The sequence below is a fragment of the Bradyrhizobium sp. BR14999 genome (assembly GCF_056106085.1).
Genome location: NZ_CM148536.1, coordinates 5,823,956 through 5,840,039 on the forward strand (window position 1 = coordinate 5,823,956; position 16,084 = coordinate 5,840,039).

Consider the following 16,084-nt stretch of genomic DNA (forward strand, 5'->3'; position numbering starts at 1 on the left):
CGCCGCGTGAGTATTCCGAACATCATTACCCTGGGCCGCATCATGCTGGTCCCGATCATCGTCTGGGCCATCGTGTCGAGCCAAATGGAGGTGGCGTTCGCGGTCTTCCTGATCGCCGGTATCAGCGACGCCGTCGACGGCTTCCTGGCCAAGCGCTTCAACATGACGAGTGAGCTCGGCGCCCTGCTCGATCCGCTCGCCGACAAGGCGCTGCTGGTCTCGATCTACATGGCGCTCGGCATCTGGGGGGCGATTCCGCGCTGGATCGTCATCCTCGTGGTCTCGCGCGACATCATGATCGTCGCCGCCGTGATCGTATCCTGGCTGTTCGACCGGCCGGTCGAGATGAAGCCCTCGAAGGTGTCCAAGCTCAACACTGTGGCCCAAGTGGCGTTCGCGGCCTTGGTGCTGGCCGCACTTGCCTTCGGCTTCAAGCCGCAACCCTATGATATGATCCTGATGGGCCTCGTCACGGTTTTCACGCTCTCCTCGGTGTCGCTCTATCTCGTCGAGTGGCTGCGGCACATGAGCACGATCGAGGCCAAATGAGTTGGGATGCGGCCCCGCAAAAGGCCAACTCCCGCTCGATCAAGTCGAATCTTTTCCAACGAGGCCGGCGCGCCGGCATGGAGCAAGGCAAGCGTGGCAGGCCGCGTTCATCCCCGACAATTGGCGTTTTCGCTTCCGCATGCGGAAAGTCTCAGCCGGGACAATTTTCTCGAGGGCCCGGCCAACGCGGCCGGCCTCGGCCTGATCGACGCCTGGCCGGAATGGCCGAACCGGATCATGTGGCTGGCCGGCCCCGAAGGCAGCGGCAAGAGCCATCTCGCCGCGATCTGGGCCGAGGAGGCTGGCGCCCGCTCGACCACGGCCAATGCCCTGACCGCCGCAGCGGTCCCGGGCGCGCTCGCCACCGGGGCGCTAGTGGTCGAGGACCTCAAGGCGAAAGAATTTGACGAGCGCGCGCTCTTCCACCTGATGAACCTCGCCCGTGAGGATGGCGCCTACGTCCTCTTCACCGGGCGCGAGGTCCCGGCATCGCTCGAGATCGAGCTTCGCGACCTGCGCTCGCGCCTGCGCGCCGTGCCGGCGGTCGCGCTGCTGCCGCCCGACGACCAGCTTTTCCGTGGCCTGATCGTCAAATTCTGCGCCGACCGTCAACTCACGGTGGATGAGAGCGTGGTCAGCTACCTCGCCACCCGCCTGGAGCGGTCCTCGGCCGCCGCCCGGCGGGCTGTGGAATTGCTCGACAGCGAGGCCCTGCGGCTTGGGCGCCCCGTCACCCGGGCGCTGGCCGCCGAGCTGCTTCGGGACGCCTGACCGGCCCCGCCCGCCTCCGAGGCCGCTTGACGCGGCGGAGCGGCGGAACATCAATGTCATCGAAACGTCATCGCTCTAACACATGCTCCCGCCGGTTTTGCGCGTAAGTCGCAAATTGGGGTGAACTGGATGGATCGACTTCTCATGGACTCTGCGCAAGCCGTTGAAATCAAAGAAAAACCCCCGGAAACCGAGGGCCTGCCGGCGATTGCTTCCAGCCCCGAGCGTTTCATCAACCGCGAGCTGTCCTGGCTGCATTTCAATCGCCGCGTCCTGGAGGAATCGGTCAATCCCAGCCACCCCATGCTGGAGCGGGTACGATTCCTGTCGATTTCAGCGAATAACCTCGACGAGTTCTTCATGGTCCGCGTGGCCGGCATCAAGGCCCAGGTGCGCGAGGGCATTGCCGAGCGCGCCCCCGATGGCCTCACGCCGTCGGAGCAGCTCGCGCTGATCAACCGCACCGTGTCCGAGCTTGCCTCCGACCAGCAGGCGATCTGGCGCGACCTGCGCGGCACGCTCGCCGATGTCGGCATCGTGCTGGTTGAGGGCAAGGACGTCACCAAGGCGGAGCGGAGCTGGATCGAGGACTACTTCCTCAACAACGTGTTCCCGTTGCTGACGCCGCTCGCAATCGATCCGGCCCACCCTTTCCCGTTCATCCCGAGCCTCGGCTTCACCATCGCGCTTCAGCTCACGCGCGCCGCCGACGGCAAGCAGATGAACGCGCTGATCCGCATGCCCGGCAAGATCGACCGCTTCATCCGCCTACCAGCCGAAGGCAGGGCCGTCCGGCTGATTTCGCTGGAACAGGCGACCACCCTGTTCATCAACCGCCTCTTCCCCGGATACAATCTGCACGGTCAGGGCGCCTTCCGAATCATCCGCGACTCCGAGCTCGAAATCGAGGAAGAGGCGGAAGACCTGGTCCGCCTGTTCGAGACCGCGCTGAAGCGTCGCCGCCGCGGCTCGGTGATCCGGCTCGAGATCGACGCCAAGATGCCGGAGGAATTGCGGAGCTTCGTGCAGCACGCACTATCGGCCGCCGATGACGAGGTGTTCCTGGTCGATGGCGTGCTCGCCATGAACGAGCTTTCGCAGCTCACCCGCCTCGACCGTCCCGACCTCGAATTCACCCCTTACGTGCCACGCCATCCCGAGCGGGTGCGCGAGCATGCCGGCGACATCTTCGCGGCGATCCGGCAGAAGGACCTCATCGTCCATCACCCCTACGAATCCTTCGACGTGGTGGTGCAGTTCCTGCAGCAGGCCGCGCGCGACCCGGATGTGGTCGCGATCAAGCAGACGCTCTACCGCACCTCCAACAACTCGCCGATCGTGCGCGCGCTCGCTGAAGCCGCCGAGGCCGGCAAGTCGGTGACCGCGCTGATCGAGCTGAAGGCTCGCTTCGACGAAGAGGCCAACATCCGCTGGGCGCGCGACCTCGAACGCGCCGGCGTGCAGGTCGTCTACGGCTTCCTCGAACTGAAGACGCATGCAAAGCTCTCGATGGTGGTGCGCCGCGAGGGCGGCAGCCTCACGACTTACGTCCATACCGGCACCGGCAACTATCACCCGGTGACCGCGCGCATCTACACCGACCTCTCCTACTTCACCTCGGACGCGACCATCGGCCGAGACGCGGCGCGCGTGTTCAATTTCATCACCGGCTATGCCGCGCCGAGCGATCTGGAGAAGATGGCGGTGTCGCCATTGACCTTGCGCAAGCGCATCATCGAGCACATCCAGGGCGAGACCGCGCATGCACGGCACGGGCGGCACGGCGCGGTCTGGATGAAGATGAACGCGCTTGTCGACCCCGACATCATCGACGCGCTCTACGAGGCCTCGCAGGCCGGCGTCCAGGTCGAGTTGGTGGTGCGCGGCATCTGCTGCCTCAGGCCCGGAATTCCCGGCTTGTCGGAGAACATCCGCGTCAAGTCGATCATCGGACGCTTCTTGGAACACGGCCGAATCTACTGCTTCGGCATGGGCCAGGGCCTGCCGGGCGCGAAAGCGGCTGTGTATATCTCCTCGGCCGACATGATGCCGCGCAACCTCGACCGCCGCGTCGAGGTGCTGTGTCCGCTGCAAAATCCCACGGTGCATCAGCAGGTTCTCGAACAGATCATGGTCGCGAATCTGAAGGATAATGAGCAGAGCTGGCAATTGTTGCCGGACGGGTCCTCAACGCGTATGAAGGCCGCGAAGGGCGAGGAGCCTTTCAACGTCCACAACTACTTCATGACAAATCCGAGTCTGTCTGGCCGTGGAAAGTCGCTCAAAGAATCCTCGCCGCGCCGTCTCACGCGCCGGAACGAACGTCACCAATCCTGATCCCGGATTCTCGACGTGAAGCAGCCGCGCAAGCGCGGCGCGAGCGTCGCAGTTATCGACATCGGTTCCAACTCGGTCCGCCTCGTCGTCTATGAGGCGCTCGCGCGCAGCCTCATTCCGATCTTCAACGAGAAGACGCTGTGCGGCCTCGGACGCGAGGTGCAGAGCACGGGCCTGCTCGCGCCCGACGCCGTCGACAAGGCGCTGACCTCCCTCAAGCGTTTTCGCGCGCTGTGCCGCGTGATGCAGGTCGGGCGCGTGTTCGCGATTGCGACCGCCGCCTGCCGCGACGCCTCCAACGGCCCCGACTTCATCGCGAAGGCCGAGCGCATCTGCGCCGTGAAGATCGAGATCCTGTCGGGCCAGCGCGAAGCGCGGCTGTCGGCGCTCGGCGTGATCTCCGGTATCCATCATCCCGACGGCATCGTCGGCGATCTCGGCGGCGGCTCGCTCGAGCTGATCGACGTGCGCAGGAACAGCGTGCGCAGCGGCGTGACGCTGCCGCTCGGTGGCCTCGCGCTCCAGGACCTCGCGCACAAATCTCTCAAGCGCGCCGACCGCATTGTGCGCGAGGCGCTCGACGAGGTGCCGCAGCTCGCCGCGGGCAGCGGCCGCACCTTCTACGCGGTTGGCGGCACCTGGCGCGCGCTCGCGCGCATCCACATCATCCAGAGCGGCTATCCGCTCCAGGTGATGCACGGCTATTCGATTTCGGCGGCCGAGGCGCTCGACTTCTCGCGACGTCTGCGCCGGCTTGCGGCCGCCGACATGCTGGCCGACATCGAGATCGTCGCTGATGCGCGCCGCCCGCTCCTCACCTATGCGGCACTGGTGCTCGAGCACATCATTCGGGTGGCGAAGCCGAAAACCATCGTGTTCTCGACCTTCGGCGTGCGCGAGGGCCTGCTGCACGAGAAGCTGCCGGACTCCGAACGCAACGAGGACGGGCTGATCTGCGCCGCAGAGGAGCTAAACCAGCTGCTGTCGCGTTCGGCGAAGCACGCCCGCGAGCTGATCGCCTGGACCGACCGCCTCGCCCGTGTCGTGAAGCTGCGCGAGACAGAAGCGGACCGCCGCCTGCGCCACACCGCGTGCCTACTCTCCGACATCGGCTGGCGCGTGCATCCTGATCATCGTGGCGAGCAGACGCTGAGCCTCGTCGTCAACGGCAATTTCGGCGCGATCACCCATACCGAGCGCGCCTTCGTCGGCCTGTCGGTGTTCTATCGCTACGCGGGCCTGAGCGAGGAAAACCAGCCGCCGGCCACCATGCAGAGCCTGCTGACGCCGGCGCAGCTCGAACGTGCACGCCTCTTGGGAGCAGCGTTCCGCGTCGCGCACCTGATCTCGGCGGCGCGGCCGGGTGTGCTGCCCGCCACGCATTTCCGCAATCAAGGCCGCAAGCTGATGCTGGTGTTCGAGCACCGCCTCGTCGATCTCGTCGCCGACCGCGTCGGCAGCCGCTTCCGCCAACTCGCCCGCCTGATCAACCGCGCCGGTTCGATCGTGCGACGGTGACCCTAACCCTTCCGGGACGTTTTTTGAGCCACATGATCAGGCCGCTGACGAACAGGGCGAAAGGCGCGAATCCGGCCGCGAAAACCAACAGGCGTCCTGCGAGTCCGAACGCCGCGCCGTTGTGAAGCCAGAGCTGTTCGGCCAGATAGCGGTCCCCCATCGACATGGCGACCGGACTGCGGTCGTGCACCACTGCGCCGCTCCATGGATCGAGCCAGATCGCCCCCCGTGCCCGTACGGCGGGATCAGCACCGTCGGGACGGAACTGCACGCGCCAGGTGTTGCGCGTTGCGGTCGGCGGATTGAACATAGCAATCGCAACGCCGGGCTTGGCCGCCTGCGCTAGTCGCGCGATCGCATCGGCTGGAAGCAACGGCGTCCCTGTCGGAGGCGGCATTTCGACCCGTGGCGAGCGATCAGGCGTCGTTTGCGACAGAAGGCCAACGATGGGACGCATCACGTCGGGGAAAACGATGCCGACGCCGGTGATCGAGATCCCCAAGAGCACGAGCAGGGCCCAAAAGCCGGCCGCACTATGAACATCCAGAACAAATCGAAGCAGCGAGACGTTCTTGCGCACCGAGACCGATCGCCAGAAAAGACCCGGCCTCGGCCACCACAGGACGAGTCCCGACATGGCCAAACGAGCAGCACGAACCCGGCCACGCCGACCAGCTCCTTGCCCCACAACTCATAGAGCAGCAGCGTGTAGTGGAGACGATAGACCTTGAGGGCGAACGCGTTGACGTAGTCACGCCGCCCGAGCACCTTCCCGTTCGAAGGATCGACCATGGTCGTCCAACGGTTCGGGTAGCGGCCAGGCGCGGTTTCATGCGTATGTATCACGATCCAGACCGGCCAGGTCCGATCCGGCGCAAGGATCGTGGCAATCGGCGCTGGATCCGCCGCCGCGGCGGCGCGCATCACTTCCGACAAAGTGAACTTTTGCTCCGGACCAGCGGGAGCATAGAGCGCTGGATTCAGGGCAACATCGATCTCCCGGTAGAAGACAATGAAGCTTCCGGTGAGGCCTATCAGCACCACGACGATGCCGAAGATCAATCCGAGCCATCGGTGAGCCCACAGCAGTGTGTGCCGCGTGCGCCCGGTCATCATTCGGGATCGGGCGGGCGCGGAGCCGTCCTGTCGCGGCGCCCTGATTCTTTCGTCCATTCAGAGCACCCGTCGTCTGCGCCTGATCGTGGCTCCGCGTCTGGCCTCGGTGACGTTCGGAACGCGCATCGTCGTTGCGCGCATCAAAGCCGACCCGGTTCAGAAATCCGTCGACATCGACAATAGCAGGGTTCGCGGCGTGCCTTGCGCCAATGCGGAGAAGCTCGCCACGCCAGCCCAGTAGTTGGTATCGAATACATTCTGGACCAGGGCCCGGAGCGTGACCGGCCGGTTATTGATGCGCGTGTTGTAGCGCGCACCTAGATCGAGCCTGGTCCAGGCCGGAATAACTTGCGTGTTTGCCCCATCCAGATACTGGTGCCCGGTATAGATGGTGTTTGCGACCAGCGTCAGTCCGGGTGCAAACGGCGTGTCCCATTCGGCGGACAAATTGGCCTGCACCTGAGGCACGCCGATCGGCGTCTTGCCGAGATTGGCCAGCGTGCTCGTCTTTGTCAGCTCCGCGTCGATCAACGTCACGCCGCCAAGCACGCGAATGCCCGGCTGCACTTCTCCAAACACGGTGAATTCCACGCCGCGATTGCGCTGTTCGGCGTCGGCCCGGAAGACCTTATCGGCACCCAGCTGTCCCGACGGCTTGGTGATCTCGAACAGGCTGATCGTGGTCGCGAGCATCCCGAAATCGACCTTGACGCCTGCTTCCTTCTGCTTGCTGAAATACGGCGCCAGGACCTCTCCTTGATTGCTCGCCGTCGTCGGTGCGATGTCACCCTTGCTGAGCCCTTCGATGTAGTTGGCGTACAGCGAAACGTTGCTCCAGGGCTTGACGACCACGCCGACCATCGGCGTGAGCGCCGTCTGGTCGTAGGCGGAGGTAACGGCGCCCGTGGTGGTGTTGTAGTTGTTCGACTTGACGCCCTGTTGCCTGACGCCGACGGTCAGCTGAAGGCGCTCCTGGAAAACTGACATGGTGTCGGCGAGCGCAAGACCGGTCAGCTCGGTATCCGACAGCTTCGGCACGGTCGCGGGAGCCGGAACGAGCTGCTCGGGACGGGCGATCGGCGCATAGATATTGGACAACACCGGCGTCCCGGATACAGAGCCGCGCGAGATCTGATCCGTGTAGTAGCTGCCCTGGAAGGTCACGGCGTGACTGATCGCGGCTGTTTCGAACCGGGCACGCACACCGGCATCGGCCACGTTCCTGTCGATATCGAATTTGAAATGCCCCGGCGTCGAAGTCGTGTTGCCTGCCGCGTTCAGGATCGTCGGCGTCCCGAACAGACGATCGACCTGGGTCCTGCCACCACCGCCGTCGGCGAACACTGTCACGGAGTCCGTCACATCGTATTCGGCGCGCGCCAGCAGCGAGTTGTCGTGAACCTTGGCCCACTCCCAGGCCTGCGTGACATTGCGCCGCCCGACCGGTGCGGTCGGGACGGCGACGCCTGTTGCAACCAGAAACGGCCTCGTAGGCGCGTCGAACTTTTCCTCCTGATCGATGAAGTCGAGCGAAGCTCTGAACTTCTCGCCGCGATAGTCGAACGCTGCGGCGCCGACATGCGCCTCCCGGGTCTGGTTGTCGAGCGGCGTATCGCCATTGTGGTAGCTGCCATTGACGCGAATGCCGAATTCGCGGTTCTCGCCGAACCGTCGGCTCACGTCGAGATGCGTGCCGAGCTGGGTGTTTGTCGTGTAGTCGGTCGTGACCCGGGTGAGATCGACATCCCCAGCACGTTTTGGAACGATGTTGATGGTGCCCCCGACGCTGCTGTTTGGCGCCATGCCGTAAAGCAGCGCCGTCGGGCCCTTGATGATTTCGATGCGCTCCACATAATCGGTGAACACCCGATAATTCGGTGCAACGCCATAGACGCCGTTGAAGGCAATTTCTCCGACATTCCCCTCCCCGATCGGAAATCCGCGGATGAAGAAGGAGTCGAGAATGCCACCGGTCTGGCCAGTGAAACGCACCGAAGGATCGTTGCTGACGACGTCGGCGACCGTGGTGGCCTGTTGATCTTCAATCTTCTTCGCCGTGTAGCTGGCGATGTTGAACGGCGTATCCATGAAATCCTTGTTGCCCAGCAAGCCGACCTGGCCGCCGCGGGCGACCTGCCCGCCTGCGTAGGACGGCGGAAGCGCGCCCGGCCTCGCAGCCGTGGGGGTTGCTTCCGCCTGCAACTTGGCCCGCTCATTCGCAGGCGCGCTACGGCCCGCCCTTCGGCCTGGATTGGAGCGTGGACGTGCGCGCGGCTTCGGCGCATCTGCGCTGACGGTCACCGCCGGCAACGTGCTGCCCCGCTCCGTCTCCGGCACAGCGCTTTGCGCGTTGGTGCCGTGCAGGAGGCCGTCGCTGAACAAGGCAATGGAGACCACAGAGACCGCGAAGGCTCCCGGGCTGGAGCAGGTCAGAAGGGCTTTGATGCTAGCGGCAAGAACAGCAACAGGACGGCAAATCACTCTCGACGGCATCGCACCAGCTTCCGATTTCATGAACATGAACGTCGGAGCGACGTGCCGTGGGGACCATCGTTGAGTCAACGAAAGCACCCTTTATTTTCAATAGTTTATAATAAGACAACCTCTAAATCGCGCGTTGGTTGCGAAGGAAGAATCATCGCACGCGAGCCCAAGCGCACTGCGTGCGACCGCGCAACGCAAGGTCTGCGCGCCGGTTGTACGAACGCGATGATGGGAGACTTCGGCTCTTGCGCTGAGCCCATGGCCGGTGATCGCTCGCGTACCGCGGCCAACGCGGCGAGCACATCAGTGACATGCTCGCCTCTCATCGCTGGAGAGAAGACCAAGACCGATCAGAGCGTCGAAGTCACTTCGCCGATGCCTTGGCGTGCCCCTCGGAGGATTCGAGCGCGGCCGCGCTCAGACTGCGCCGGCGCCAGATGGTGCCGACGACCAGCACGAGGACGACGCCGAGCGCGGCGCAGAAATATTCGCCGCCTCCGCCGCCATGGGCGAACTGCGGCGGGATGCGAAGTGCACCGAGTATGCTGTCCAGCGAGGCGCCGAGCGGGCCGTCGAACAGCATGTGCAGCTTCGGTGCGACGCCGGGATCGGTCGCGATCACCTCGCCCGCGATCCAGCCGAGCAGCGCCGCGCCGGCCCAGACCAGGACCGGCAGCTTTGCGAGCAGCGCCATGATCAGAGCAGCACCGGCGACGATGAGCGGCACGCTGATGGCGAGGCCGAGGATCAACAGCGGCACGCTGCCATTGGCGGCAGCAGCCACCGCAATGACGTTGTCCAGGCTCATGACGATGTCGGCGACCACGACGATCTGGACCGCCTGCAACAGATGCGAGGCGGACTCGACGTCGTCCTCGTCCTCGTTTTCGGGCACCAGCAGTTTTGCCGCGATCACGATCAGCGCAAGACCGCCGACGAGCTTGAGGTAGGGCAGCCCCATCAGGCTCGCGACGATGCCCGTGAAGATGATCCGCAGTATCACCGCGGCGCCCGCGCCGAAGATCATGCCCCACAGCCGGTGCCGCGGCTTGAGGCCGCGGCAGGCGAGCGCAATCACCAGCGCGTTGTCGCCGGAGAGCAGGATGTTGATCCAGATGATCTTGCCGACCGCGATCCAGAAGGTCGGTTCAGCCATCTCGTTGCGAAACTGGGTGAAGAACGCCCCGATCGTCGCGGGATCGAAGATCTGCCAGAGCCAGTTCACAATACGTCCTTTCGCCCCGTCGTCCTAACTTATCGGCTGATGGATCAGCCGACGATCTCGTTGCCCGAAAAAAACTGCGCGATCTCGATTACAGCCGTCTCCGGCGCATCCGAGCCGTGCACCGAATTCTCGCCGATCGACTTGGCGTAGAGCTTGCGGACGGTGCCCTCGGCAGCCTTGGCCGGATCGGTCGCACCCATCACCTCGCGGTACTTGGCTATCGCGCCCTCGCCTTCCAGCACCTGCACCACGACCGGACCCGAGGTCATGAAGTCGACGAGCTCGCCGAAGAACGGCCGCGCCTTGTGGACGGCATAGAAGGTCTCGGCCTGGTCCTTGGTCATGCGGATGCGCTTCTGCGCGACGATGCGCAGGCCCGCCTTCTCGATCACGGCGTTGACCGCGCCGGTCAGGTTACGCTCGGTCGCGTCGGGCTTGATGATCGAGAAAGTGCGTTCGATGGCCATAAATCTTGTCCTTGGAAGGAATGCGGTGGTTCGGGAGTTGCGGGGCTTATATCGGCGCCTTTGCCGGACGGCAAGCGACCGCCGAGGCGGCCGCACAGGCGCTTCGCCGCAGGCGTCGTAACCCGCGATTTCAGCTGATTACAACGATTTCACCCAGATGAACCGATCCTGAAACCCCCGTCAGGGTTCGGTTCAGCTTCGCGGGCGTAAGGTCGGGCCCATCGAAACCCAAGCCTGATTGTGAGGCAGACCGTTTCGGCGGCCTTTCCATCGACGCGACAGGCCCGCGCCGGCAGTTTGGAGGAGATCACCATGTTGAGGAAACTTTCGCTTGCCGCCGTTGCCGCGGTCGCGCTCGGTGCCGCGCTGGCGCCGACCTCCGCCTCCGCTCACTGGCATGGCGGCTGGCACGGCGGAGGCTGGCACGGAGGCGGCTGGCACCACGGCTGGGGCGGACCGCGCTTCTATGTCGGCGGCCCCGTCTCCTACGGTTATGGCGGCTGCTACGTGCGCCGGCTGGTCCCGACCCCCTGGGGACCCCGCTGGCGGCTGATCAACCGCTGCTACTGAGCCCGACAGCACCTTCCAAAGCACTTTCCTGACAAAAGGGGTCCTATGCCCCCCAAGGCACCCCTTCAGGAGAGGCCCCGGCGTTCCCCCCGCCGGGGCCTCTTATTTGGGCGGATATGGGGCGATTCATACAACTTTGACGAGAATTTCGGACATTCTCCGCGAGCAGCGAAACCATTTTGGAGGCAATGACTTGGTACCGTGTCTTTACTTTAAGAGCATGGAACCTCGCGATGGCTGGGCCTTTTGCCAATGACAGCGTACAGATCGACCGGCGCACCAGCCGCTCGATTTGCGATGCCGTGGGCGAACGGCTTCAGCAGAATCTGCGCCCCGATCCTCACCTCCCGACGCACCTCGAGCAGCTGCTCAACGAATTGAAGCAGCGCGAGCGCGAATCGCACTGACCGGCGCATGATCGGGAAAAGTGTGAAGCGGTTTTCCGATAGGATCATGCGCAAGCGATAACCACGGAAAAACGGGTTGCGTTCGTCGCGCCTTGCGGTGACAAGGCCGCATGCTGTCCATCACCGATCTCTCCATCCGCCTCGCCGGACGTCTTCTGATTGACCAGAGTTCCGTGCAGATCACGCCCGGCTCGCGCGTCGGCCTGGTCGGGCGCAACGGCACCGGCAAGTCGACGCTGTTCAAGGTGATCCGCGGCGAGCTCGCGGCCGAGCACGGCTTGGTGACGCTGCCGCCGCGCTGGCGCGTCGGCAGTCTCGCGCAAGAGGCCCCGAACGGCCCCGAAAGCCTGATCTCCGTCGTGCTCCAGGCCGACCTCGAACGCGACGCGCTGCTCGCCGAGGCCGAGCACGCGATCGATCCGCACCGGATCGCCGAGATCCAGACCCGCCTCGTCGACATCGACGCGCATTCGGCGCCGAGCCGCGCGGCCGCGATCCTCTCCGGCCTCGGCTTCTCCGCCGCCGATCAGCTCCGCCCCTGCGCCGAATTCTCCGGCGGCTGGCGCATGCGCGTCGCGCTCGCCGCGACGCTGTTCGCAGCTCCCGACCTGTTGCTGCTCGACGAGCCCACCAACTATCTCGATCTCGAAGGCACGCTGTGGCTGGAGGATCATCTCGCGCATTATCCGCGCACGGTGATCGTGATCAGCCACGACCGCGACCTCCTGGAAAGCTCGGTCGACCAGATCCTGCATCTGGAGCGCGGCAAGCTCACGCTCTACAAGGGCACCTATTCCTCCTTCGAGGAGCAGCGCGCCGCGCGCGAATTGCTCGATGCCAAGCAGGTCAAGCGCCAGGAGGCCGAACGCGCGCGGCTGCAAGCCTTCGTCGATCGCTTCAAGGCCAAGGCCTCCAAGGCGCGCCAGGCGCAGTCCCGGGTCAAGATGCTGGAGCGGCTGAAGCCGATCACCGCGCTGGTCACCGAGGACGTGCGCGAGATCAGCTTTCCGGCACCGGAAAAAATCCTGTCGCCGCCGATCATCGCCGTCGACAACGCTTCGGTCGGCTACGATCCGGCAACGCCTGTGCTGAACCGCGTCACCCTGCGCATCGACAATGACGACCGCATCGCGCTACTCGGCGCCAACGGCAACGGCAAGTCGACGCTGGTCAAGCTGCTGGCCGGACGCCTCGCGTCGTTCTCCGGCAGAGTGACCCGCGCGGACAAACTGTCGATCGCCTATTTCGCCCAGCATCAGCTCGACGAGCTCAACGAGGACGCTTCCGCCTACGATCACGTGCGCAAGCTGATGGGCGATGCGCCCGAAGCCAAGGTGCGGGCCCGCGCCGGCGCGATCGGTTTCTCCGGCAAGGCCGCCGACACCAAGGCCGGCAAACTGTCGGGCGGCGAGAAGGCTAGGCTGCTATTGGGCCTTGCGACCTTCTTCGGCCCCAACATGATCATTTTGGACGAGCCGACCAACCATCTCGACATCGACAGCCGCGCCGCGCTTGCGGAGGCGATCAACGAATTTCCCGGCGCTGTGATCATGGTCTCGCATGACCGCTACCTGATCGAGGCCTGCGCCGAACGGCTCTGGATCGTCGCCGATCGCACCGTGACCAATTACGACGGCGACCTCGACGAGTACCGCCGCCTGGTGCTGTCCGCGCGCAACGCCGAAGCGCCGCGCGAGCGCAGTCCCGCAAACGAAAAGCCGCAGCGCCCGAAGTCGGACAATCGCGGCTCGCTGAAGAAGCGCATCGCGGAAGCCGAAGCCGAGATCGCCCGCGTCGGCGAGATCATCACGAAGATCGACACGGCCCTCGCCCTGCCCGACATCTTCACCCGCGATCCCAAGCAGGCCGCGCAACTGTCAAAGGCGCGCGCCAATGCGGCGGACGCACTGGCGCGGGCGGAGGAACAGTGGCTCGAGGCGAGTACGCAGTTCGACGAAGCGGCGGGTTGACCCTCCCGACGCGATTGGCTGCATCAAAACCGGCAAAACAACCCCATGCACAGTACCGGTATTTACGCACCCTGGTCTTAGCCAAATGCCGGCAGGCTTTCGACCCGCAAGCACCTCCCTGAGGAGGATCAGCGCCTCCGAGAAAGCGGCACTCAGAGGTCTCGCCGGGCAGCGAGCCACCCAGCATCATGAGCGTGAGATAGACCGGCGAGCGATCCTGGAGACCGCTGTCGAGACGCCTCGCCGTCGTTACGCCAAGAAGGCATTGAGCTGCTCGAGGAGCAACTCAGGTGCCTCTTCCGGCAGATAATGGCCGCAAGGCAGGCTTCCGCCTCGCACGTCCTTGGCCTTGGCGCGCCATGTGTCGAGGACGTCGTAGCTCGACCCGACAACTCCCTTGCCGCCCCACAGCACGAGCAGCGGGCAACCGATTCTCTTGTCGGAATCCGCCTCATCGTGGATCAGGTCGATGCCGGCAGCGGCGCGATAATCCTCGCAGACGGCATGCAGCGTCTCGCGGGTGTAGCACCGGCGATACTCTTCGAGTGCAACCGGGTCGATGGCGCCCGGCGTCTTGTTCTGCTTGTTGATATGGGTCTGCAGATAGAATTCGAGATTGTTGCCGATCAAGGTTTCCGGAAGCGGCGCCGGCTGAATCAGAAAGAACCACCACATATATCGCGTAGCGAACTCCTTGTTCACCTTGGCGTACATCGTCGCGGTTGGCGCGATGTCGAGCAGGACCGCCCTGGAGACGGTGTCCGGATGATCAAGCATCAGGCGATGCAGAACACGCCCGCCGCGATCGTGGCCGACAGCCTGGAAGCGGTCAAAACCGAGCGCGCGCATCACTTCGACCTGATCCCGCGCCATCTCCCGCTTGGAATATGCGATACTGTCCTTGCCGCCGTCGGGCTTGCTCGAGTCGCCGTAGCCGCGCAGATCGGTCAGCACCACGGTAAAGCGCTCCGCGAGCTTGGGGGCGATCTTGTGCCAGCACGCCAATGTCTGCGGGTGTCCGTGCAGCAACAGCAGCGGCGGCCCCTCGCCCTTCACGAGCGCGTTGATCTCGGCCCCGCTGGTCTTGAGGCGCTTCTGTCGAAACCCCGGTAGCAACTTTTGCAGCGCGCTGGTCGTCACGGTATTATTCTCCTGAGCGAAAGCACCCGGCGCCAATATGGCCGAACCGAGGGCACCGGTTGTCAACGCGATCGACATCAGATGGCGGCGCGTCAACCCGGTCTCTGATCGATCGGAGCATGATTCAATCTGTTCGAATTCGAGCATTGAGATTTCCCCTGGAACATTCGTCCTGCGCGAAGGCCGCGGCCCGTATCAGGACAGCGATTTCATCAAGAGTGTCGCGATCACGATCATGATCGCGCCGCCGACGCGGGTGGCGATCTGGGCGAACGCCATCAGGCCCATGCGATCCGCGGCGCCAAGAATGGCGACGTCGCCGGTGCCCCCGAGGCCCGAGTGGCAGGCGGTCACGATCGCCGCCTCCACTGGATACATGTTCAGCCACTTGCCGACGAAGAAACCTGACACGATCATCGCCAGCACCGTGGTCGTGCAGATCATGATGTAGCCTGGATTGAAGGAGGCAACGAGCTGCTGCCATGAGACCAGCAATGTCCCCATCGCCACCAGGATCGCGAAAGTAAGGTTGGTCGACATGAACTTGTTGATCTGATAAGCGCCGAGCTCCATCTCGGCCGGTAGTAACCTGGTCAGCTTCAATGCCACTGCGGCGATGATCATCATGATCGGCCCGGGGATGCCGGTGAGCGGCGCCAAAATCATGCCGAGCACGAACAAGCCGCACGACAGCACCATGCCGGCACCGAGCAGTCCGAGATCGATCGGCAGGTCCGGCCGCGCTTCGCCGAGAATGTCGTCGTCTCCGGTTTTGACCAGCATCCCTCTGCCATTGAGGTCGGCCCGCATCTCGCCAAGGCGCGCCAGCAGGCCCGCGCTGACGATCGCGACGACGTTGCCGAGCAGCGCAGCCGGCACCATCTGCGCCACAAGCTCGGCTTGCGACCGATGCAACATCTCGGAATAAGCGATGGACAGCGGCAGGACACCTTCCGCAAGACCGCCGCCGACGATGGGGATGATGACAAAGAAGAACGTGTCCTTCGGGGTGTGGCCGAACAGAAGCCCGACGGCGATGCCGGCGGTGACGGCCGCGATCGTGCCGATCACGAGCGGAACGAACATGCGAACGAAGCCCTGAACCAGGACCCGATAGGGCATGCCGAGGATCGAGCCTGCGACAAGGCAGGCGATGAAGAAATACTGAAAGTTGGCGGTTCGGAACGTGGTCGTGATCGCCTTCAAGGCGGCTTCTGGCATCAGGCCGTAGCTCACCAGGGCCGACGGCACGAATAGACACAGGATCGCGGTGCCGCCGATCTGCTTCAGCACCGGAATGGTCTGACCGAGCTTGCCCAGCAGGAAGCCGAGCAGCATCAGGACCGAAAGGCCGCCGATCACGTCGTTCGGCAGCTTGCCGGAATAGACAGCGGCGGCGCAGACGAGCGCGGCCGCGACGTAGATGCCGATCGGCAACGGGCCGACCTTGAGACGGGCTAGATGTGTTGCAGCAACGGCGCCAGGCGCTTCGGCCGGGCGATATGTTGTGTCTACCAAAGCTTCCTCCGC

The 16,084-nt window shown here is 64.3% G+C and carries 12 protein-coding genes and 1 pseudogene; 7 read left to right on the top strand and 6 right to left on the bottom strand.

What is annotated here, in order from left to right:
• Positions 1-6 precede the first annotated feature (6 nt).
• The 4 genes from ACR9YP_RS27305 to ppx all read left to right on the top strand — a co-directional run bounded on the left by ACR9YP_RS27305 (position 7) and on the right by ppx (position 5,175).
• Complete coding sequence (locus ACR9YP_RS27305; RefSeq protein WP_091892878.1) at positions 7-549, top strand: CDP-alcohol phosphatidyltransferase family protein; 543 nt, start codon at positions 7-9, stop codon at positions 547-549.
• Positions 550-642: 93 nt separating this feature from the next.
• Entirely contained in the window at positions 643-1,320 is a 678-nt protein-coding gene (locus tag ACR9YP_RS27310) for a P-loop NTPase family protein (RefSeq protein WP_370985405.1), read from the top strand.
• Between the two features lie 144 nt (positions 1,321-1,464).
• Complete coding sequence (locus ACR9YP_RS27315) at positions 1,465-3,657, top strand: RNA degradosome polyphosphate kinase (RefSeq protein ID WP_438108813.1); 2,193 nt, start codon at positions 1,465-1,467, stop codon at positions 3,655-3,657.
• A 15-nt stretch (positions 3,658-3,672) separates the two neighbouring features.
• Positions 3,673-5,175, top strand: a complete 1,503-nt coding sequence (gene ppx / locus ACR9YP_RS27320; RefSeq protein WP_438108815.1) for an exopolyphosphatase — start codon at positions 3,673-3,675, stop codon at positions 5,173-5,175.
• On the opposite strand, the pseudogene ACR9YP_RS27325 reads toward ppx, so the two are convergent.
• The 4 genes and pseudogenes from ACR9YP_RS27325 to ndk all read right to left on the bottom strand — a co-directional run bounded on the left by ACR9YP_RS27325 (position 5,144) and on the right by ndk (position 10,467).
• Positions 5,144-6,348 (bottom strand): annotated as a pseudogene (locus tag ACR9YP_RS27325) (PepSY-associated TM helix domain-containing protein). The gene ppx and the pseudogene ACR9YP_RS27325 overlap by 32 nt on opposite strands.
• A 99-nt stretch (positions 6,349-6,447) precedes the next feature.
• The gene (locus tag ACR9YP_RS27330; RefSeq protein WP_474221123.1) at positions 6,448-8,379 is read right to left on the bottom strand and encodes a TonB-dependent receptor; all 1,932 of its coding nucleotides are present in this window, start codon (positions 8,377-8,379) and stop codon (positions 6,448-6,450) included.
• A 760-nt stretch (positions 8,380-9,139) separates the two neighbouring features.
• On the bottom strand, positions 9,140-10,000 hold the full coding sequence (locus tag ACR9YP_RS27335; RefSeq protein WP_474217599.1) for a TerC family protein: 861 nt from the start codon (positions 9,998-10,000) through the stop codon (positions 9,140-9,142).
• 44 nt (positions 10,001-10,044) lie between these two features.
• A complete protein-coding gene (gene ndk, locus ACR9YP_RS27340) occupies positions 10,045-10,467 on the bottom strand; it encodes a nucleoside-diphosphate kinase (RefSeq protein WP_128934245.1) in 423 nt (140 codons plus the stop codon).
• Positions 10,468-10,779: 312 nt separating this feature from the next.
• Here ndk and ACR9YP_RS27345 point away from each other — a divergent pair, with 312 nt between their 5' ends.
• From ACR9YP_RS27345 to ACR9YP_RS27355, 3 genes are all read left to right on the top strand, one after another.
• A complete protein-coding gene (locus ACR9YP_RS27345; RefSeq protein WP_091893003.1) occupies positions 10,780-11,037 on the top strand; it encodes a sulfur globule protein precursor in 258 nt (85 codons plus the stop codon).
• A gap of 233 nt (positions 11,038-11,270) precedes the next feature.
• Positions 11,271-11,444 carry a hypothetical protein gene (locus ACR9YP_RS27350; protein ID WP_164939730.1) on the top strand — a complete coding sequence of 58 codons (174 nt, stop codon included), beginning with the start codon at positions 11,271-11,273 and terminating at the stop codon, positions 11,442-11,444.
• A 110-nt stretch (positions 11,445-11,554) separates the two neighbouring features.
• Positions 11,555-13,414 carry an ABC-F family ATP-binding cassette domain-containing protein gene (locus tag ACR9YP_RS27355; RefSeq protein ID WP_438108817.1) on the top strand — a complete coding sequence of 620 codons (1,860 nt, stop codon included), beginning with the start codon at positions 11,555-11,557 and terminating at the stop codon, positions 13,412-13,414.
• Positions 13,415-13,663: 249 nt separating this feature from the next.
• Here the strand turns inward: ACR9YP_RS27355 and ACR9YP_RS27360 are convergent, their stop codons facing one another.
• Entirely contained in the window at positions 13,664-14,554 is an 891-nt protein-coding gene (locus ACR9YP_RS27360; protein WP_245473800.1) for an alpha/beta fold hydrolase, read from the bottom strand.
• A gap of 195 nt (positions 14,555-14,749) precedes the next feature.
• A complete protein-coding gene (locus tag ACR9YP_RS27365; RefSeq protein ID WP_438108820.1) occupies positions 14,750-16,072 on the bottom strand; it encodes a 2-hydroxycarboxylate transporter family protein in 1,323 nt (440 codons plus the stop codon).
• Positions 16,073-16,084: the final 12 nt, after the last annotated feature.

What these genes read in the sequence shown, in the direction of transcription:
- ACR9YP_RS27350 (WP_164939730.1), top strand. Translation starts at nt 11,271, where the DNA reads ATGGCTGGGCCTTTTGCCAATGACAGCGTACAGATCGACCGGCGCACC.
- ACR9YP_RS27345 (WP_091893003.1), top strand. Translation starts at nt 10,780, where the DNA reads ATGTTGAGGAAACTTTCGCTTGCCGCCGTTGCCGCGGTCGCGCTCGGT.
- ACR9YP_RS27355 (WP_438108817.1), top strand. Translation starts at nt 11,555, where the DNA reads ATGCTGTCCATCACCGATCTCTCCATCCGCCTCGCCGGACGTCTTCTG.
- ACR9YP_RS27315 (WP_438108813.1), top strand. Translation starts at nt 1,465, where the DNA reads ATGGACTCTGCGCAAGCCGTTGAAATCAAAGAAAAACCCCCGGAAACC.
- ACR9YP_RS27330 (WP_474221123.1), bottom strand. Translation starts at nt 8,379, where the DNA reads ATGGATACGCCGTTCAACATCGCCAGCTACACGGCGAAGAAGATTGAA.
- ndk (WP_128934245.1), bottom strand. Translation starts at nt 10,467, where the DNA reads ATGGCCATCGAACGCACTTTCTCGATCATCAAGCCCGACGCGACCGAG.